Here is a 20,706-nt window from a genome sequence, read left to right on the forward strand (position 1 = left end):
AGGCAACTTTTTATTAATGTTTGTAAAATTTTAAATCAATTAAATCATTCTGAATTGGTTTTGTGTTCCAATTCTTATGAATAGCCAGAGCTGCTCCTAGTGAACTTGCCTGCGCCATGGAGGCGGCATACACTTCCATTGATGGATAGGCTTCGGCCAGCAGATTCATGTAAATCGAATTTTTACTAAAACCTCCGTCTACAAAAATTTTCTTTACCGGACTATTGTGAATCACCAGGTTAGTCGAAACAATTTGCTGAGCAATTAAATCTAACATCAATTGGTGATACGCTTCATCGTAGTTTTCAAATTCTGATAAATCACGCTTGTTAAAAGGACAATCTTTCAAAATTTTACTATCTCCTTTTGTGTACTGCTTGAAATTAACACGCAATTTATTAATAATATCTTTATCGTAAAGAACGTGCTTGTAACTATCTACAGCAACATCAAAATGTTTAGCCAATTTTAAGGACTGAATTTCGTGCTCATTTCCGGCAAACAAACGCGAAGCTTTCACCGGTTTACCTTTATAATGCAAGAAACACAAACAGTCATTTTGCAATTCCTCAAAGGTCAGCTTTTTGCTATTGAACGGATTCATGGTAATTACCCATGTTCCTGTAGAAAGCAACACAAAAGGATCTTCAAAATTGATTATATAAGGAATCAAAGCTGAAGAACTGTCGTGTAAGCCAATTCCAACTGCCGTTCCGTCTTCCAGCGTAATAGCCTCTTCAGAACTATGAATTGGAGCCAACTTATCGGTAATGTTTTGCTTCTTAATCCACTTGTGGTATTTCATTTTATTGAAATTCCACAGATTTGTATGACAACCAATGCTGGTAATATCCGTAAAACCTTGTTGTGTCAAAAGAAAACTCATGTATTGCGGTAAATGCAAACAATATTTTACTTTATCAAAAATTTCCGGTTGTTCTTTTTTCAATCGGTAAATTTGCATCCCGGAATTCAAACTTCCTAAAACCGGAGAAGCTGTTTTCACTGCGAAAACTTCTTCTCCTTTGTATTTAGAATAAAATTTATTTTTAAGCTTTTCAGGATACGGCTTTAAGTAATTGTACAAAGGCGTCAAAGGATTTCCTTTTTCATCCACATACACAAAACTAGCTCCGTAAGTACTGAAATTTACTGCTTTTAAATTGTATTGCGTTTGCGATTTCATCTGTTCCCAACAAGACAAAAACCAATCCTTAAGCGCTACAATATCTTCGCACGGAAATCCATCTTCATCAACTGTTTCCGGAAGATTCACCGAATTTTCCCAAACAATCTGATAGCTTTCATTGAATAAAAAAGCTTTTTTATTGGTTTTTCCAATGTCGAAAATGGCTACTGCATTCATTTAATGTTGTTTTTTATAATCCTGTTGCTACAGTTTTTAATCCTCTTGTTCCAATTAAGTTTTCACGTACTCCTAACTGACGGAATAAAGCAACCGGATTAAGTGCAGCACCGGCACGTAAACGAGCTTCAGCAACTAATGCACGAACATCAGTACGGAATGCATTTTGTAAAATTTCCTGAGCTTTAACAACGTCATTTTCGTTTTGAGCAATTTCTAATGCTTTTCTGTCCACAGAAAGCGCCTGAGCATAAGCAATCATAATAGCCTCAACTGATTGTAATAAATCTTCCATTGGATCTTTTACGTTATGAGAAGCATCAATCATCCAACCTAAATCAGTTGCATGGTTCATTCCTCTGGCATCCATTCCTTCTACTAATTCATTGAAAATCAAGAATAATTGGTATGGTTTTAAGGAACCAGCAGTTAAATCGTCATCACCATATTTAGAATCGTTAAAGTGGAAACCTCCTAATTTATCTTCCATCAATAATAGAGAAACGATTTGCTCAATATTAGCATTTGGAAGGTGGTGACCTAAATCAACTAAAGTTTTAGCTCTGTCTCCTAATTTTTTCACATAAGAATAAGATTGTCCCCAATCAGCTACTGTAGTGGAATAGAAATTAGGCTCAGCACATTTGTACTCTAAGAATAATTTCCAGTTAGATGGCATAGCCTCATAAATTTCCTGTAAGCTTTCTAAAGTATTTTCATAAGCTTTACGGAAGTTTAATTGTCCAGGGAAGCAAGATCCATCTGCTAACCAAACTGTTAATGAGTCAGAACCTAACTCAACACCTTGTTGGATTACATCAATATTGTGTTGCACCGCTTGTTTACGGATAGCTTTGTTTACATTTTGTAAAGAACCAAACTTATAAGAATAAGCGCTGTCCGCCTGATCTTGGAAAGTATTAGAGTTTACTGCGTCAAATTTCAAACCATGTTGCGCTGCTAAAGCTTTGATAGCATTACGATCAGTTGGGATATCCCATGGAATGTGTAATGAAATAGCTCCTGAAGCATTGTTCAAAGCGTGTAGCAAACCTACATCTTCGATTTTTTCTTCTAAAGAACGAGGCTCTCCACCACCAGGGAAACGTCCAAAACGAGTTCCTCCGGTTCCTAAAGCCCAAGATGGAATAGCAATTTGGAAATCGATTAATTTTTTAATGATGCTTTCACTTTCAGCAATTTCAGAAGCTGTGAAAACTAATTTATTTTTATGAGCTGAATAAAGCTCCTCATTGTGAGCAGCAATTTTATTAGAATCTAATATCATGATAATATAATTTTAAGGTAAATAAAAAACTTCTTTAAGTGAAACACTCACCGGTGAATTGTCCGGATTAGCATCCATAATGTCTCCCATAAATTGCCACCATTTTTGCATCACCGGATGTTTCGGAAGCTCGTCTAAACGACTTGGATCTTCGGTTTTCAAAACACCAAAAAGGGCATGTGTATCTTCGTCAAAAAAAATAGAGTAATCTTCTACTCCAACGCTCTTTAACAAATCGGCTAATTCAGGCCACAATTCATCATGTCTTTTTTGGTACTCCTGCACCTGACCCTGATGTAATTGCATTTTAAAAGCAACTTTTTTCATAAATTATGGTGATTTTAAGCAGCAAACATTAAAAACGACTGCCGCCAAGTGGTTTTATAAAGAAAAACTTTTTTAAAAAGAGATAAAAAAAACAAAGATGTTGTTTAAAGATTAAGAAAAATCTAACGCCCGAAACGAATCGGACGTTAGATCAATCAATCTAAAAACTAACATCTAAAATTATCTATAAAAGCCCATAGCAACACCACCATCAACATTTAAGGCGTTTCCTGTAGATTTGCTTAACAAACCTCCAACGAAAGCATAACATGCATTAGCGATATCGTCTGGCAATATAATCTCGTTTAATAAAGTACGCTTAGCGTAGTAAGCTGGCAATTCAGCTACAGTAATTCCGTAAGCTTTAGCACGTCCTTCAGCCCATCCACCTGACCAAATGTTTGAATCAGAGATTACAGCATCAGGATTTACAGTATTCACACGGATTTTATCAGCTCCTAATTCAGCAGCCATCAAACGAGTCAAGTGAGCCTGAGCCGCTTTAGCAGATCCATAACCAGGATTGTTTGGTCCAGCAACAACAGCATTTTTAGAAACGATGTTTACGATATCTCCACCAAAACCTTGCTTACGCATTACTTCGATTCCAGCCTTAGAAACAATAAATTGTCCTTTTACCAAGATATCGTATAATCTGTCCCACTCCTCTAATGAGTGCTCAGCAATTGATTTGGAAATACTAATACCAGCATTATTTACTACAATATCAACACCTCCAAAAGCTAAACAAGCCGCATCTAAAGCTAAAGCCGTACTAGCATCATCCGTTACGTTCAATAAAGTACTTGAAACTGCATCTCTACCGAAAGTTTTAGTAAAATCAGCAGTTGCTCCTTGTAAACGCTCTTCGTTAATATCATTGATAACTACACAAGCACCTTCTTCAGCAAATTTCTTAGCGATAGCCTTACCAATACCACCGGCAGAACCAGTAATTAAAGCAACTCTTCCAGATAATGCTTTTGGTTTTGGCATACGTTGTAATTTAGCTTCTTCTAATAACCAATACTCGATATCAAAAGCTTCCTGGTGAGGTAATGAAGTATATTCAGAAACTGCTTCAGCACCTTTCATTACGTTAACTGCATTGATATAATATTCAGAAGCCAAACGAGCCATTGTTTTATCTTTTGCAAAAGTAAACATACCTACACCTGGGTATAAAATAACAACCGGGTTTGGATCACGCATTGCTGGTGAGTTTGATTTTTTACAAGCATCGTAATAATCAGAGTACATTTGACGGTAAGCTTCAAAAGCAGGAGTTAACTTCGCTTTGATGGCATCAACATCTGATAAATCTTCGTTTGGAGCTAATTCAATTACAAGAGGACTGATTTTAGTTCTCAAGAAGTGATCCGGGCAAGAAGTTCCAAGAGGAGCTAATTTCTCTAAATCATTTGAGTTGATGAATTCTAAAACTCTGGCGTCATCAGTGTAGTGACCAATCATTTTACGTTCTGAAGAACAGAAACCTCTCAAGATTGGAGCTACTTTTGCAGCCTGAACTTTACGTGCTTCAGCATCTAAACTTTCGATTTTTTGACCTCCAAAAACAGGACGAGTTTTTCCGTAGTTAGACTCTAAATATTCAGCACATTTTTCAATTACTTCAAGAGTGTTTACATAACTTTCGTAAGCTGTATCTCCCCAAGTAAATAAACCGTGAGAACCTAACATGATTCCACGTAATTTTTTTCCGTTTTTCTCAGCTTCTTCTAAACAAGCTCTCAATTGAAGCCCTAAGTCGAAACCTGGACGTTGCCATCCAACCCATCCAATTTCACCGTTGAATAATTCTTCCGTGATTTTTGCACCGTCTTTTGCAGCAGCAATTGCAATAGCAGCATCCGGGTGTAAGTGATCAATATGAGCAAATGGTAAGAAACCGTGTAATGGCGTATCGATAGAAGGCGCTTTAGACGCTAAATCAAAGATACAGTGGTTGAATAATTCTACCATTTCATCTTCGAATTCGATTCCTCTGTACACATTTTCTAAGTTGCGTAATCTTTCTAAGTAAAGCGCAGCACAACCTGATTTTGTTAATGTTCCAATGTCACCACCAGAACCTTTAATCCACATTACCTCAGTAGCAGCTCCAGTTAATGGATCTTTATCGGTAATTTTTACAGATGTGTTTCCTCCCCCATAGTTCGTTAATCTCAAATCTGCTCCTAATAAATTAGAGCGATAAATAAATAGTGCTACTTCGTCCCCTGCTAATTCAGCAGCCTTAGCATCATCCCAAAGGTAACTTACGTGTTTAAAAGTCATTGAATTTGTATTTGACATTGTTTATATAATTTTAAATGTTATTCTATTATTAAATTGAGTTTCCAAAACCAACCAAAACGATTGATAAAAACATCAAAGCAATTCCGAAAAAGAAAACTTTATATGTTTTATCAGAAACTCCTTTCCATTCTTTTAAATAAAATCCCCAGAAATTAGCGGTCAAAATAATAGTTGACATGTGTAAAATCCAAGAACTTGCTCCGTTTCCTAACTTACTTTCTCCCATTCCGTAGAAGAAAAATTGTAAAAACCACATAGTTCCGGCAATACCAGAAAATAAAACATTTTTAGCAATAGGAGTATTTTTATTCGTGTAATCTCCAAATGTTTTATTTTTAAAGTTTAAGTACATACACCATATAAAATTGATGGTCAATCCACCCCAAAGTATCACGATATAAGTCACATTATTTTGAAACAAAGGATTAAAACCCTGAGCAACAGCTTCATCAGCCATTGGTTTCCCTGCTTCAATTCCGAAATTGAAGAAAGAACTTAAAATACCAGAAATAATTGCGATGATAAGACCTTTTACTAAGTTAAAGTCTTTATCCTTATCTTCATGACCTACTGCAAAATCTTTTTCTTTAAGCATCCCTGCTTTTCCTAAAAAAGCAATACCTATTATGCAAACCAAAACTCCAAACAAAACCATTTGGCCTCCCGTATTATGTAACATGTCGGTAAAAGAAACTTTGCCTTCTGTTGGATAAAAATTATAATAAATAGAAGGAACTAACGCCCCGAAAGCCGAGCAAAAACCTAAAGTTATGGAATTTCCTAAAGACATTCCTAAATAACGAACTCCTAATCCGTAAGTCAATCCTCCAATTCCCCAAATCAATCCCATAGTATAGGTAACCGTTTTGATTGATGAATCTGTATTACTGATAATGTCGGCAAAACCCGGAATAGTTAAATAAGCTGCGATTGGCGGTACAATTAACCATGAAAAAAATCCTCCTATAATCCAGTAGCTTTCCCAAGCCCAACCTTTGACCTTTTTAAAAGGCATATAAAAACTTCCGGAAGAAAAACCTCCAATTGAGTGAAAAAGAATACCAAGAATTGATTCCATAAATAATGTTTAAGTTTTAAGGTTAATTAATAGATAATGTAAAATAAAATAAAAGGAAATTGATAACTGTCCTGTACAGTCCTTGTATTAACAAATTTTATGAAGATTTTAAACATTTATGACAGATTTTGCAATATTTGTTAGAAATTCATTAGAATAAAATTTAAAAAAAGTTAATCTTTCAGACCAAATCCAACCAAAACCAGAAGCATCTACTTCATAAAAAAATTATACAACGGATCAAAACCCTCAACACACAAACGACAACAACAATCACTTTCTAAACAGTTTTGTAATGAAATTTTCAACAAAACCTTCACATCCTATTGTTTTTCAAACTGAAAATCATTAAATTAGAAGTCAATTCTTTTCCTGTTTTTTGTAAACAGCATAAAAAATATACTTATCGAAGTATCTGAAAATCTTTTTTTCAAATACTAAAAACCATAAATAATACCATTAAAAAAGTGAATTTATGAGTGAATATATTAAAATAAAACAGGGATTGAATCTTCAATTAATGGGTGAAGCTACTAAGAATGTGGTAATGATACCTATTCCTGAAACATTTGCCATAAAGCCGGATGATTTTATAAGTCTCAGCCCCAAACTTCTCGTGAAAGAAGGCGAAACACTTCTCTCCGGAAGCCCTTTATTTTATGACAAAAACAATGAAAAAGTTCAAATCAGTTCACCGGTAAGCGGGGAAGTCATAGAAATTCGACGTGGCAACAAAAGAGCAATTACAGAAATCCGAATACTGGCTGACCGGACTATCAAGTACCTTCAATTTGAAAAATCAAATCCTAATCTGTTAAACAAAGATGCAATTATCGAAAAATTATTGCTAAGTGGAATTTGGCCTTTCATTCGTCAGCGTCCTTACGGAATTATCGCTAATCCTACCGACGTTCCAAAATCTATATTTATATCAGCATTCGATACCAATCCTCTGGCTCCTGATTATGATTTTATACTCGCAAATCAGAAAATCAATTTTCAAACCGGACTGGATGCACTTAATAAATTAACCTCCGGAAAAATACATTTGAATATCAAAGCCAATGCAACTATTAGCACAACCTTTATTCAGGCACAAAATGTACAAATCAACAAAATTGCAGGACCGCATCCTGCCGGAAATATTGGAACTCAAATTCATCATATTGACCCCATAAATAAAGGAGATATTGTATGGTATATCAATCCACAGGATGTAATAATCATCGGTAAATTGTTTAATGACGGAATATTTGACGCACACAGAACCATAGCGGTTACAGGTTCACAAATTAAAAATCCGAAGTATTATTCGATACCTATAGGCACAGCCATAAAAAACCTTATTAATGATGCCGGTTTAAAAAATGGAGAAAACAGAATTATCAGCGGTTCGGTTTTATCCGGCTATCAAATACCCGATAATGGCTATTTGGGTTTTTATGATTCGCAAATAACCGTTATTCCCGAAGGAAATCATTTTGAATTTATGGGCTGGCTGGCACCCGGATTTAATAAATTTAGTATTTCCCGAACCTTTTTTTCCTGGTTAACACCTGATAAAAAACACCTACTTACAACCAATACTCATGGTGAAGAGCGTCCATTTGTTATGACAGGACAATATGAAAAAGTTTTCCCTATGGATATTTATCCGGTCCAACTCTTAAAATCAATTTTGATTGAAGATATAGACATGATGGAAAAACTGGGAATTTATGAAGTAGTTGAAGAAGATTTTGCTTTATGCGAATTGGTATGTACCTCAAAAATAAAATCACAGGAAATTATTCGGCAGGGACTTGCAATGATGCGTAAAGAGTTTGGTTAATTCACGCTGGCATTTCCCGTCAAATAGCTGCTTTTTGTTCATCCTTTAAAATTATTGAATTTGAAACCACTACGAAAATTACTGGACAACCTTAAACCTAATTTTGAAAAAGGCGGAAAACTGGAACGATTGTATCCGGCATTTGATGCCTTTGAAACCTTTCTGTTTGTTCCTAATCATACAACCAAAAGCAAAGGAACACATGTAAGAGATGCTATCGACTTGAAACGCACCATGATTTTAGTCGTTCTTTGTCTTGTCCCTTGTTTATTATTCGGAATGTGGAATGTAGGCTACCAGCATTATCAGGCTTTAGGTATTTCAAATAATACGATGACTGACAATTTCATCTTTGGTCTCAGTAAAGTGCTACCGCTTATTATTGTTTCTTATGGAGCCGGTTTAACCACCGAATTTATATTTGCTATTATTAGAAAACACACCATTAATGAAGGCTTTTTAGTCACCGGAATGTTAATTCCACTCACAATGCCTGTTGATGTCCCCTTGTGGATGCTGGCAGTTGCAACCATTTTTGCAGTCATCATCGGGAAAGAAGTATTTGGAGGAACAGGTATGAATATTTTAAATCCGGCACTTACAGCCAGAGCATTCCTTTTTTTTGCATATCCAACCAAAATGTCCGGAAATGAAGTATGGATTAATACTGAAACCGAAAAAGGACAAACCTTGGTGGATGCTTATAGTGGTGCCACAGCTCTGGGAGAAGCTGCCGCAGGTCATGCCAACAAAATTCCTGATATAACAGAATCTTTCATTGGTATTATTCCGGGATCTGTCGGTGAAACATCTACCCTTGCCTGTTTAATTGGAGCTGCTATTTTATTATACACAGGAATTGGCAGCTGGCGCATCATGAGTTCAGTATTTATTGGCGGATTTTTAATGGCACTCATTTTTAATCTGTTTGGGTTAAATACCCTAATGCAAATCACTCCTTTGCATCATTTAACTTTAGGAGGTTTTGCCTTTGGTGCTGTTTTTATGGCAACCGATCCTGTAAGTGCCGCACAAACGAATACCGGAAAATACATCTATGGTTTTTTAATTGGAATGCTGGCCATATTGTTTCGGGTTTTTAACCCTGCTTATCCTGAAGGAATGATGCTTGCTATTTTATTTATGAATGTGATGGCTCCTTTAATCGACCATTATGTAGTAGCTGCAAATATTAATCGAAGACTAAAAAGAGTAAAACCAATACAAAATCGAAATGAATAAGGACAGTAATAAAGCTACGTTTCTATTTTCCTCCATTATGGTAGTGGTGGTTGCCGTTATGCTATCGGTAACTTCGATAAGTCTTGCTCCCTACCAGTCAAAAAACAGCAGAATAGAAAAAATGAAAAACATTTTAAGTAGCGTTTCGATAATAACGGAAACTGCTGATACAGAACGCCAATTTGAAAAATCTATCAGCCAGCAAATTGTTTTAAACAACAAAGGAGAAGAAGCAACCGGAAAAATTACAGCTTTTGACATCGACCTGAAAAAAGAACTTGATAAAGCCAAAACAGCTAAAAAAGATGAACAATTATTTCCGCTCTTTATCTGTAACAAAGGCGGAAAAAACTTTTATATAATCCCGGTAAGAGGAAAAGGTTTATGGGGACCAATTTGGGGCTATATTTCTCTGGAAAGTGATATGAATACTATTTACGGAGTAAGTTTTGGACACAAAGGCGAAACTCCGGGACTGGGTGCGGAAATTGAAACCACTGAATTTCAACAACAATTTATTGGAAAAAAAATCTTTGACGAAGCAGGTAATTTTGTTTCTGTAAAAACCATTAAAGGAGGAGCTCCAAAGGGAGATTTACACGGTGTAGATGCCGTATCCGGCGCTACTATTACCAGTAACGGAGTTAATGAAATGTTTTACAGAACACTAAGCAATTACATCCCTTATTTTAAAAAAAATCAAACCATAACATTTACTAACCCTAAATAAAAAGACGATGAGCAAAGAAACAACTGCAGCTCCTGCAAAAGAAAAAATTCCAAAAGAGCCTTTGTTTTCCGCAAAAAACAAACGGCTTTTATATGACCCGCTCAATGACAACAATCCAATTACTGTACAAGTACTGGGAATTTGTTCGGCCTTGGCTGTTACGGTAAAAATGAAACCGGCTATAGTTATGGCTCTTGCTGTAATGGTCGTTTGTGCTTTTTCAAATCTTATTATTTCATTAATTCGAAATATCATTCCTAACCGCATTCGGATTATTGTTCAACTTACCGTAGTTGCTGCTATGGTTATTATTGTTGATCAATTTTTAAAAGCCTTTGTGTTTGATGTAAGCAAACAATTGTCGGTTTTTGTTGGACTTATTATTACTAACTGTATCATTATGGGAAGATTAGAAGCTTTTGCAATGGCCAATAAACCCTGGCCTTCCTTTTTGGACGGAATTGGCAATGGCTTAGGTTACGGAATAATATTAGTCATAGTGTCAATTGTTAGAGAACTATTAGGTTCAGGAGCATTAATGGGATTTCAAATCATCCCTGAATCCTTGTATAAAATGGGCTATTTTAATAACAGCCTCATTATCATGCCGCCTATGGCATTAATCATTGTGGGCATTATTATCTGGATTCAGCGCAGCCGAAATCAAAAGTTAATAGAATCCAAATAGACCGATTACAGTTATGATAAAAAAAAATGCACTATGGAACATCTAAATATTTTTATAAAAGCCATTTTTATTGAGAACATGATTTTTGCCTATTTTCTGGGCATGTGTTCCTATCTGGCCATTTCAAAAACTGTAAAAAGCGCTATCGGCTTAGGACTGGCAGTAACATTTGTTTTATCTATTTCAGTACCAACCTGTTATTTATTAGAAAAATACATTTTAAAAGCAGGCGCTTTGCAATGGTTGTCATCTGACCTTGCAGCCATTGATCTTAGTTTTTTAAGCTTCATTATGTTCATCGCAACCATTGCTTCTATAGTACAATTGGTAGAAATGATTATCGAAAAATATGCTCCGGCACTCTACTCTTCTTTAGGTATATTTTTGCCTTTAATTGCGGTGAACTGTTCTATTTTGGGTGGTGCTTTATTTATGCAGGAAAGAGAATACGCTACTTTGGGAGAAGCCAGCGTTTTTGGTTTGGGTTCGGGTGTAGGATGGTTTTTGGCAATCGTAGCTTTATCCGCTATTCGGGAGAAACTGCGATATTCAAATGTTCCCGCACCTTTACGGGGGTTAGGCATCACTTTTATCTTAACAGGATTAATGGCAATTGCTTTTATGAGTTTTATGGGGATTTCATTATAAATTGATAAAAAATGATCATATTAAACATCAATAGTACCACAATTATTTGCAGCGTAATTATATTTCTGCTGTTCAACTCACTGCTGGTGTATATCATTTTATATGCTAAGTCAAAACTAACTCCTTCCGGACAAGTAAAAATAACTATTAACGGAAAAGACGAACTGGAAAGTGAAGCTGGTTCTTCGCTATTGGCAACTTTATCCAATAAAAAAATATTTTTACCCTCAGCCTGTGGTGGCGGGGGAACCTGCGGTATGTGCAGATGTCAGGTTGTTTCAGGTGGCGGGCAAATTCTACCTACCGAAACTCCATATTTTACGCGAAAAGAGCAACAATCCAACTGGCGATTGGGGTGTCAGGTCAAAGTAAAACAAGACATGAAGATTATTATTCCGGATAAAGTAATAGGGATTAAAAAATGGGAATGCGAAGTGGTTTCAAATAATAATGTAGCTACTTATATCAAGGAATTAGTCGTGAAACTACCCGAAGGTGAATTTTTGGATTTTGAGTCGGGTTCTTACATTCAAATAGATGTGCCGGTCTGTGAAATTAATTTTAAAAAAGACCTGCACCAAATTGATAATCAATTTCAAGAAGATTATGATAAATTCAATATCTGGGACTTAAAAATGATAAATAAAACACCTCTTTTCAGAGCCTACTCCATGGCCAATCATCCGGCTGAAGGCAATATTATCATGCTCAACATTCGCTTGGCAACTCCTCCCCTTGACCGAAGAGCAGGAGGTTTTATGAAAGTAAACCCCGGAATTAGCTCTTCTTATGTGTTTTCATTAAAACCGGGAGACAAAGTAAACATAGCCGGACCTTTTGGAGATTTTCATATCAAACCCACAAAAAAAGAAATGATTTATATAGGTGGAGGCGCCGGAATGGCTCCTTTGCGTTCCCATCTTTTTCATCTTTTTCACACCGAAAAAGAAAGAGAAAGAAAAGTAAGTTTTTGGTATGGAGGAAGGTCTTCCAAAGAAATTTTTTATACCAATCATTTTCTGGAAATTGAAAAAGAGTTCCCTAATTTTCAATATAACATCGCCCTTTCTGAACCACTTCCGGAAGACAACTGGACCGGATATACCGGTTTTATCCATAATGTTTTATTCGAAAATTATTTAAAAAATCATGAAGCCCCCGAAGATGTTGAATATTACATTTGCGGACCACCAATGATGACTGCTGCTGTTTTTAAAATGCTTGACGAACTGGGGGTACCGCCTGAAAATATTGCTTTTGATGATTTTGGAGGATAAAAATAAGCCTATGAAAAAAAATCTAATCCTTCTTATTACATTCTTTCTTCTTTTAACTGCTTGTACTAATAAAGAAGTAATCAAGATTGAAGGAAATGCTCAGGGTACAACTTATCATATTAGTTATATAGCTCCTGATAATAAGAATTATAAAAGAGATATTGACTCAATTTTAAAAATCATCGATTTATCCATGTCAACCTGGATTCCGAATTCGATTATTTCTAAAATAAATGACAATGATAAAAACATTAGCATTGATAATTATTTTGCAGAAGTTTTTAAAAAATCAATTGAAGTTTCAGAGAAAACAAATGGTTATTTTGATATCACCATTGCACCATTGGTTAATTTTTGGGGATTTGGTGCTACCCCAAAAAAAACTATTGATAAGAGTAAAATCGACAGTTTAGTACAACTGGTAAACTACAAAATGTTGAAACTGGAAGGCAATAAAATCATTAAACAAAATCCAAAAATCCAAATTGATTTTAACGCCATTGCACAAGGATACTCGGTTGACATACTAGCTAATTACCTGGAAAACAAAGGGATTGCTAATTATTTGGTAGAATTGGGTGGTGAACTCAAAACCAAAGGAAGAAAAGGGGATGAAAACTGGAAAATAGGTATTGATACACCCAACGAAAAACCTACTGCTGAAAATCCTTTGAAAGCCATAATAATACTAGATAATAAAGCATTGGCAACTTCCGGAAATTATCGGAAATTTTATGAAGAAAACGGTCAAAAATTTTCTCACATTATTAATCCTAAAACAGGATATCCTGCCAGACAAAATCTACTGAGTGCAACAGTAATAGCCAATGACTGCATCACTGCAGATGCTTATGCCACTGTTTTTATGGTAATGGGATTAGAACAATCAAAAGTGTTTTTAGAAAAAAACAAAGAATTAAAACTGGAAGTGTACTTCATTTATAATGATAAAGGAATTTGGAAAACCTACATTTCAGAAGGATTAAAAAAATCTTTACAGGAAATACATTAAGATTTGCATTTTTCCTCTGGTTTGGCGCCACATATACCGCATACGCCACCTTCTCCCTGAATTAAAGGATTATTACTACTGCAGGTACCTGAAAAACTTCCGTTTTTTTTAACCAACAATTTGATAGCAATTCCGGCAATTCCAAAGGCTAAAACAACAATTGATATTACAATGGTCATCATAAATATTTATTGAGCTTTTGTTCCGGCGATATAGGAATCTAAATAATCAATAGTATGTTTTTGATTCTCCATAATCATTTTGACCACATCACCGATTGACACGATTCCAACTACCTGATTATCCACCAAAACAGGCAAATGACGAATTCTTTTATTGGTAATCAAATCCATACAATAATCTAATTTATCTGTAGGTTTTACTGTAATCAAATCGGCATCCATGATTTCATGCACCAAGGTATCTCTTGAAGATTTGTTCTTCAGAGCAATTTTTCGGGCATAATCCCTTTCAGATAAAATTCCTTTTAGAACATTATCTTCAATAACTAAAACAGCGCCTACATTTTTCTCTCCCATTATTCTTAAAGCTTCAAATACTGTAATAGTAGAAACTATAGAATAAACATCGCTTCCTTTCTCTTTTAATATTTGATTTACTGTCATGATAGATATTTTTTAAGTATCTTATAAATTTAACAAAAAAAAACGAAATCAGAAAAAGTATAACGAACTATATACCATTATAGTTTTATAGAACCTATTTTAAAAAAAGTTCACAAAGACCCTCTAAGTATCAGTTTAAAAGGGTTTTCTATATGAGCTTTTGAATTTTCCAGAACCAAATGAGCGGCTGTCATTCCCATCATTTTAAAATCGGTCGAAATGGTGGTAAGTCCGTTCATAATGTAATTTTTTAAGGGCGTTTCGTTATACGAAATCAAACCTACCTGCTTCCCTACGGTTAAATCCAGACTGATAATTTTGTCTAAAACCTTTACCAAATCCTCTTCCATCAAATTAATGTAAACCTCTCCTTCTTTTACCACCTCATCATCAAGGTTACTAATTACCTTAAAATGGAAAGCATAGTTGTAGCAAAAATTCTCAAATCCTTTTACAATTTCTTTTGGGAAATAACTATTTACCGGAAAAATAAGTTTTAAGGTATGGTATTTACTCAATGGTTCCAGAGCTTCGCTCAAAGCATTGTAAATATCCTGTTCAAAATTTTCATAAACTGCGGCAAATTCGCCTGTAATCCCCCGGAGTTTTTTTCCTACCAAAACTAGTTTGTCTTTAGGAATTTCGTCTATTAATTTACGGTAAGCATCCGATTTTTCAATAAAGTGAGGAATAATTACATAATGGGTGTATTCGTTTTTTTGTTGCTGCAATAATTTTTTAAATAAAGCATAATCATTATTATACACATAAAAGTCAATAGCAGCTTTATCTCCCAAAGTTGCAACAAAAGCATCATAAATTAATTTCTTGTGCGCACTGAGCTTATTAAACATCAAAAATATTTTGATATCCTGAGACACATTGGTATTAGCAATAAAATACCCCTTACCATGATAGGCTTCTAAAATTCCCATTTTACGGAGAATATTATAACCTTTTTCTATGGTAACTCTAGAAATTTCATATTGGAAACTGAGTTCGTTAATAGAAGGCATCGCATCTCCTTTTTGCAAAACTCCCTGTTTAATGGCATTCAATATAGCGTTTACTAACTGTTGGTATTTAGGTGTAGATGAAAATTCATCTATAGTAAGACTTGCTATTTTAGAAGGTTTTTTCATGAATCAATAACTACTTGAATTAAATCTGCACTGCTTCTTTCGAAACAAAAAACGACTTACAAAGTTAGTCATTACGTTCTTTAACTCATAAATACCGTAAATTTATTTATCAATAGCTTCTTTTTAACCATTCTTCCGGAACAGGAATAATACAGATATTCATACTTCGATTATCTTCGCTTAACATAGCCGACTGAATTTCGATCTTAGTGCCATCCGGACTCATCGTAGGATGCGGATGATCGGCGGCTGTGGCTTTATGTCCTGTAGAAAGTAATTTCATTTCATCTGTATGCCTATCAATTAAATAAATACTTCGCGAAAAATCATCACCTACTACCCAGCGACCGTCAGGAGATCCACTTACATGCCATAAACCACTTCCGGAATCCGTTTGACCGGCAATTTTCATTTCTCTTGTGCGTAAATTAACGATGGCTAATCCGGTAGGTTTTTCTCTGGTGCCCGAAGGTCCCCAGGCAGTTTCCTGACCCGGATTAGCTCCGCTTACGGCTGTACCGGTACTATCAAAACCCTGAATTTTTCGGTGTCCCATAATAGCCATAGCCACTTCGTCTTTACTAATTACGGCCTCATGCGTTACCCATTCGTAATCTGATTCGGGATATACGGGACGAAGCCCCGTTCCGTCACTCATAACTGTCCAGGTACGTTGCGGAGATTTCCCTCCCGTTTCCCAACAAAAAATAATTTCGCCCGGCATCCACGGATTCGTTTGGATATGCCCTATCTGAAACGGTACAGAAACCACATATTTCACTTCTCCGGTATGCACATTCATCGCAGCAATACCGGAAGGTCCGGCTCCCATTCTTCTGGGACCAAAATTCTCCTCCAATTTTGTGCCTGAAGGCAAATATTTAGCTGCATATTCTTTTCCTACTCTAAAATAAGCCCAGTTTTCATCTCCATCCAAAGCTAAATCGCCACCTGCACCCATTTCGGAATTAGTTGTTCCGCAAACACGTTGATAATAAGATGCTTTTTTAAGTTTTCCGGTCTCGCTATCTGCAAATAATTTGGCTAAATCAACTTCTACAATCTGCATGGATGATGACTTAAATTTTCTGGATTTATCCTGCTTAATTTCTGTTGAAATACTATCCCCTGCTTTTCTCATAAAAAACAGTTTCATATTGTTGCGGGCTACATTTAGCATTCCTACATAACCTCCTTCGGTAATCTGAACTATTTCACCCGTTTTTTCATTAACAGCCATCACTTCACGCGCTACTCTGTCAGAACGAAAAACAAGCCATTTTCCATCAGCAGTCCATTGATTATGGGTTTGATAAATCTTAGAATCGCCCATTGGTGTACTGGTAAGAAACGTGAGCATCGTTCCAGTTACCGGATCTTTGACTATTTTTTTTTCCGATGGAAAACGCCTTCCAATCTGAGCATTTACATTTGAAATAAAAAATAAAAAACTACTAAAAACCAAACCAAAAACAAACTGTTTCATATTTTAAATTATTTAAAATTGTTTATTTTTCACCTGTTTCAACTCTATATCTTTTAAAGATTCACTGTCTTTTATTGACAGCCTGCTCACATTTTTCATCTCAATCAGTGTCGGATTGCTTCCTTTAGCTGCTGTAACATTTCTAAATTTTATTCCTTCTACATCGTCTAAAATTAATGCCGGACGGGTTTCTTTACCTAACAAATAAAGATTAACATTATTCAATTCCATGCTTTTAGCATGACGAATAAAAACCCCATAAGCAGGAATCACACCAAACTTTTGTGGTTCGGGATATTCTTTTTCGAATTCCGGAACTTCTTGTTGAATATTCTCTTTTGATTCAGCATCCAACGGACGATACCAAATACTGATATTACTCAAACGCACATCTTCAACCGCATGTCCGGGAATACCGCTAATTAAAGTCGCAAAACGGGAATCAGCATTAAACACATTAATATTACTGATATTGATACGTCTCAAAACGCCTACCGGAGTTCCTTCTGGAGCACGCATTCTTCCTCCCAAACGTAAAAAAATTGGCGAATTTATAATATCACGCATCGTAATATTACTAATAGTTACATCTTCTAACAAACCACCATCAACCGTTTCAAGGGCTAATCCGCGGCAATATTCGAAAACACAATTGCTGATGCTAATATTTTTAAAACCTCCGTTTGATTCTGTTCCAAATTTAATCCGACCGGTAGGTCCTTCTTTATCGGGAACCAAATTCGCTTCATTGCGCTGATACGTTCCATTATAAAAAGTCCCGCGATCAAAACCACTTACACTACAATTAGTAATAGTCACATTTTCAGTTGGTCGTGCATAGCCAAGAGCAAAGGAGCTTTTTAGACAAATACCATCATCCCAGGGCGAATTGACACTGCAATTGGATACGCGAACATTTTTACAACAATCAATATCAATTCCGTCTCTATTTGTATCAATTTTTAAATTATCAATTGTCAAATTATCAACTCCTGTTGCCAATATTCCAAAATGTCCGCCATATAAAATAGTAAAATCTTTAAGGGTTACGTTACGACAAAGCTTTAAAGCAATCGCTTTATTTCCAATCGGAGCCCGGTACGGTCCTCCTCTCGAAAGTCCTTTTCCATGAATTATTCCCGGACCGAGAATAGAAATGTCTTCCAGATTTTCTCCCCAAATCAAACTGTTGTGCCAATGACTGTGTCCAAAATCCTGAAAAGTATCATTATTAGCAGCCTCCGGAGCATCATAACCTACTTTTTCAGAAGGCGTTGCGGCTAAAACAGTAGCTCCCTGATCCAAATAAATTGCAATATGACTTTGAAGCCGAATGGAATAACTAAGGTAGGTTCCCGCAGGAAAATAAATAGTACCTCCACCCGCTTTTACGGCAGCTTTTATGGTTGCATTAATAGCATCGGTATCTAAAGTTATACTATCTCCTTTTGCCCCAAATACTTTAACATTAAAAACCGTATCCGGAGCCGCCTGAAGACTGTTTAAAAATAACAATAAAAAACACCAACAAAAGTGATAATTATAAAACCCAACAAAGCCTCTGTCTCTTTTCATACTATTTACATCTATTAAATCAGTTGCAGCAATTTGCAATTTTAAAATAAAAACTTCATCCTGTAGTATCCTGTTTAAAAAACTATTTACATAAAAAAAACCGGTAAACTCTTTTGTTTACCGGTTTTAACATTAACTAAAATGAATTAAATAAATTACTTAACTGCTTTAATTCCTGCATGAGTAGGAACAACTTGTTTAATTGTTCCGTCAGCATTAAATTCCAGTTTATCGATACAAACTTCACGATGGAAACCTGCTGCGTCACCCATATTGATTCCGGTTGGGTATGAAAAACGATGATACACAATATACCATTCGTCTTTTTTAGGCACTTTTATAACCGAATTGTGTCCGGTTGCATAAATTCCTTCTGCTTTATTTCCCTGAATAACAATGTTATCTTTTGGCATTTCAAGCGGTCCAACTGGCGATTTAGAAATGGCATATCTTACTTTATAATTCGGACTTCTGGTATCATCTTCGCTCCAGAAAAAGTAATACAATCCGTTTCTATAAATCACATAAGTTCCTTCTCGGTAACTATTATTTACTTCGATAATTTTTGTTGTTCCAGGTTTTAACGAAACCATGTCCGGATTCAATTCGGCAACAGCCATATACATATTGCCCCAGTACAAATAACTTTTACCCGTTTTAGGATCGGTAAAAACATCCGGATCAATTTCCTGACCGTCTTTTATGCCTTCCGGTCTGCCGGCTACAATTGGTTTTCCACTGTCTTTAAAAGGACCTGTAGGATTATCCGAAACTGCTACTCCTACTTTTTGTGCTCCCGTATAATAATAGAAATATTGGTACTTTCCTTTTATCTTTTTCTCCACAATACATGGCGCCCAGGCATTTCTTCCCGCCCAAGGGACATCTTTCTTAAGATCTAAAATAGTTCCTTCTGCTTTCCAATCGACTAAATTATCAGACGAAAAAGCTTTGAAATAATAACCGCCCCAACCATCAAATCCGTCCGTTGTTGGATAAATATAATATTTCCCCGTTTTTTCGGCATATAAAACTTCAGGATCAGCATGATAACCTTCTAAAACCGGATTGTTATTAATTTGAGGATAAGCTGCCGGTTTGCCCCATTTAGCAATTAATCGTTTTAATTCAGTACGGGTAATTGGCAAAATCGTTCCGTGACGCGGATGAAAATCCATTGAAATATCATTATCAATTACGGTGAAATTTTCTAAATCTTTGGTTTTTGTAAATTGATATTTTCCTTTAGTATAAACATCATACATCAGAATGTACTCGTCAGAATTATTCAGTTTGAAAACACTGGAACCTTCCACTCCTTCTTTTGTTTTTTGCAAATAATTATCGTTTTCAGTCCAGTTTCCGGATGTCAAATCGGTAGTTGTTGCCACTTTAATACCCGGTGTATTGGTTTCGGTTTTATAAAAAAGATGGTAAACACCGTCTTTTTCGATAATATCTCCGTCAATACAGGCATTTCCTGATTTTGGAACAAACAATAATTTTGGAGCGCTTTCTAAAGCTGTAAAATCTTTATTGGCGTAAGCGTAATAAATTTTGTCCGGACTACCTTCATGCATCAAACTAAAGTAAATCATGTATTTACCCGCTTTGGCGTCATAAATGGTTTGTGGTGCCCAAACTCTTTTCAAGTTTTCATTTCCCGAAAATGTTTTCTGAAAATTTATTTTACTGCTTTGCCAATTTACCAAATCGGTACTTTTTAACAATACCATACCACGGTTACTACTCCATCCTTTTGACGAAGTCATATCGGTCAAAACCATGTAAAAAGTTTTGCCATCGGCGCCACGTAAAATATGCGGATCGCGAACACCACCCGTTTCACTGATAATTTTACTTTCAATTACCGGTTGGTTATTATTCAAATGGTAATAATGATAACCATCGGCGCTTATGGCATAACGTACTGCTTCTTCTTCGACAGCATTCCCTGTGAAATACACAAACAAATAGGCTGTCAAATCTTTTTCGGCAAGTACCGGCGGAACTCCGCTTTTATTTTGAGCTTTCGAAAATTGAAACAGCATTAAAAATAATGCGAGACTAA

General features: G+C 35.7%; 18 protein-coding genes. 7 read left to right on the forward strand and 11 right to left on the reverse strand.

Going from position 1 to position 20,706, the window contains the following annotated elements:
• Positions 1–13: 13 nt before the first annotated feature.
• The 5 genes from B6A10_RS06910 to rhaT form a co-directional block, all read right to left on the reverse strand.
• Positions 14–1,366 carry an FGGY-family carbohydrate kinase gene (locus B6A10_RS06910; protein ID WP_188220277.1) on the reverse strand — a complete coding sequence of 451 codons (1,353 nt, stop codon included), beginning with the start codon at positions 1,364–1,366 and terminating at the stop codon, positions 14–16.
• Positions 1,367–1,379: 13 nt separating this feature from the next.
• A complete protein-coding gene (locus B6A10_RS06915) occupies positions 1,380–2,654 on the reverse strand; it encodes a TIM barrel protein (protein WP_188220278.1) in 1,275 nt (424 codons plus the stop codon).
• 12 nt (positions 2,655–2,666) lie between these two features.
• Entirely contained in the window at positions 2,667–2,981 is a 315-nt protein-coding gene (gene rhaM / locus B6A10_RS06920) for an L-rhamnose mutarotase (RefSeq protein ID WP_055092569.1), read from the reverse strand.
• A 180-nt stretch (positions 2,982–3,161) separates the two neighbouring features.
• Positions 3,162–5,297 carry a bifunctional aldolase/short-chain dehydrogenase gene (locus tag B6A10_RS06925; RefSeq protein ID WP_188220279.1) on the reverse strand — a complete coding sequence of 712 codons (2,136 nt, stop codon included), beginning with the start codon at positions 5,295–5,297 and terminating at the stop codon, positions 3,162–3,164.
• Positions 5,298–5,328: 31 nt separating this feature from the next.
• Positions 5,329–6,378: an L-rhamnose/proton symporter RhaT gene (rhaT, locus tag B6A10_RS06930; RefSeq protein ID WP_188220280.1), complete on the reverse strand. Its 1,050-nt coding sequence runs from the start codon at positions 6,376–6,378 to the stop codon at positions 5,329–5,331.
• Between the two features lie 475 nt (positions 6,379–6,853).
• On the opposite strand from rhaT, the gene B6A10_RS06935 reads away from it, so the two are divergent.
• The 7 genes from B6A10_RS06935 to B6A10_RS06965 are packed head-to-tail and all read left to right on the forward strand — an operon-like array spanning position 6,854 to position 13,806.
• Entirely contained in the window at positions 6,854–8,209 is a 1,356-nt protein-coding gene (locus B6A10_RS06935; protein WP_188220281.1) for a Na(+)-translocating NADH-quinone reductase subunit A, read from the forward strand.
• Positions 8,210–8,269: 60 nt separating this feature from the next.
• A complete protein-coding gene (locus B6A10_RS06940) occupies positions 8,270–9,451 on the forward strand; it encodes an NADH:ubiquinone reductase (Na(+)-transporting) subunit B (protein WP_188220282.1) in 1,182 nt (393 codons plus the stop codon).
• Entirely contained in the window at positions 9,444–10,181 is a 738-nt protein-coding gene (nqrC, locus tag B6A10_RS06945; protein WP_188220283.1) for an NADH:ubiquinone reductase (Na(+)-transporting) subunit C, read from the forward strand. Before B6A10_RS06940 ends, nqrC begins: the two co-directional genes overlap by 8 nt.
• Before the next feature lie 7 nt (positions 10,182–10,188).
• Positions 10,189–10,869, forward strand: a complete 681-nt coding sequence (locus B6A10_RS06950; RefSeq protein ID WP_188220284.1) for an NADH:ubiquinone reductase (Na(+)-transporting) subunit D — start codon at positions 10,189–10,191, stop codon at positions 10,867–10,869.
• A 33-nt stretch (positions 10,870–10,902) separates the two neighbouring features.
• On the forward strand, positions 10,903–11,517 hold the full coding sequence (gene nqrE, locus B6A10_RS06955) for an NADH:ubiquinone reductase (Na(+)-transporting) subunit E (protein WP_188220285.1): 615 nt from the start codon (positions 10,903–10,905) through the stop codon (positions 11,515–11,517).
• 11 nt (positions 11,518–11,528) lie between these two features.
• Complete coding sequence (gene nqrF, locus B6A10_RS06960) at positions 11,529–12,794, forward strand: NADH:ubiquinone reductase (Na(+)-transporting) subunit F (RefSeq protein ID WP_188220286.1); 1,266 nt, start codon at positions 11,529–11,531, stop codon at positions 12,792–12,794.
• 10 nt (positions 12,795–12,804) lie between these two features.
• Positions 12,805–13,806, forward strand: coding sequence for an FAD:protein FMN transferase (locus B6A10_RS06965; protein WP_188220287.1), 1,002 nt, complete (start codon positions 12,805–12,807; stop codon positions 13,804–13,806).
• Here the strand turns inward: B6A10_RS06965 and B6A10_RS06970 are convergent.
• The 6 genes from B6A10_RS06970 to B6A10_RS06995 form a co-directional block, all read right to left on the reverse strand.
• Positions 13,803–13,988 carry a hypothetical protein gene (locus B6A10_RS06970; RefSeq protein WP_055092586.1) on the reverse strand — a complete coding sequence of 62 codons (186 nt, stop codon included), beginning with the start codon at positions 13,986–13,988 and terminating at the stop codon, positions 13,803–13,805. The two genes, B6A10_RS06965 and B6A10_RS06970, sit on opposite strands and share 4 nt — an antisense overlap.
• Positions 13,989–13,994: 6 nt before the next feature.
• Positions 13,995–14,432 (reverse strand): CBS domain-containing protein, encoded by a 438-nt coding sequence (locus tag B6A10_RS06975; protein WP_055092588.1) that lies wholly within the window; start codon positions 14,430–14,432, stop codon positions 13,995–13,997.
• A gap of 110 nt (positions 14,433–14,542) precedes the next feature.
• Positions 14,543–15,574, reverse strand: a complete 1,032-nt coding sequence (locus tag B6A10_RS06980) for a GntR family transcriptional regulator (RefSeq protein ID WP_188220288.1) — start codon at positions 15,572–15,574, stop codon at positions 14,543–14,545.
• A gap of 109 nt (positions 15,575–15,683) precedes the next feature.
• Entirely contained in the window at positions 15,684–17,060 is a 1,377-nt protein-coding gene (locus tag B6A10_RS06985; protein ID WP_188220289.1) for a TolB-like translocation protein, read from the reverse strand.
• 12 nt (positions 17,061–17,072) lie between these two features.
• The gene (locus B6A10_RS06990; RefSeq protein WP_188220290.1) at positions 17,073–18,635 is read right to left on the reverse strand and encodes a rhamnogalacturonidase; all 1,563 of its coding nucleotides are present in this window, start codon (positions 18,633–18,635) and stop codon (positions 17,073–17,075) included.
• Positions 18,636–18,790: 155 nt separating this feature from the next.
• Positions 18,791–20,686: a family 43 glycosylhydrolase gene (locus B6A10_RS06995; protein WP_188220298.1), complete on the reverse strand. Its 1,896-nt coding sequence runs from the start codon at positions 20,684–20,686 to the stop codon at positions 18,791–18,793.
• Positions 20,687–20,706: the final 20 nt, after the last annotated feature.

It is taken from the genome of Flavobacterium pokkalii (assembly GCF_014596575.1).
GTDB classification, from domain to species: Bacteria; Bacteroidota; Bacteroidia; order Flavobacteriales; family Flavobacteriaceae; genus Flavobacterium; species Flavobacterium pokkalii.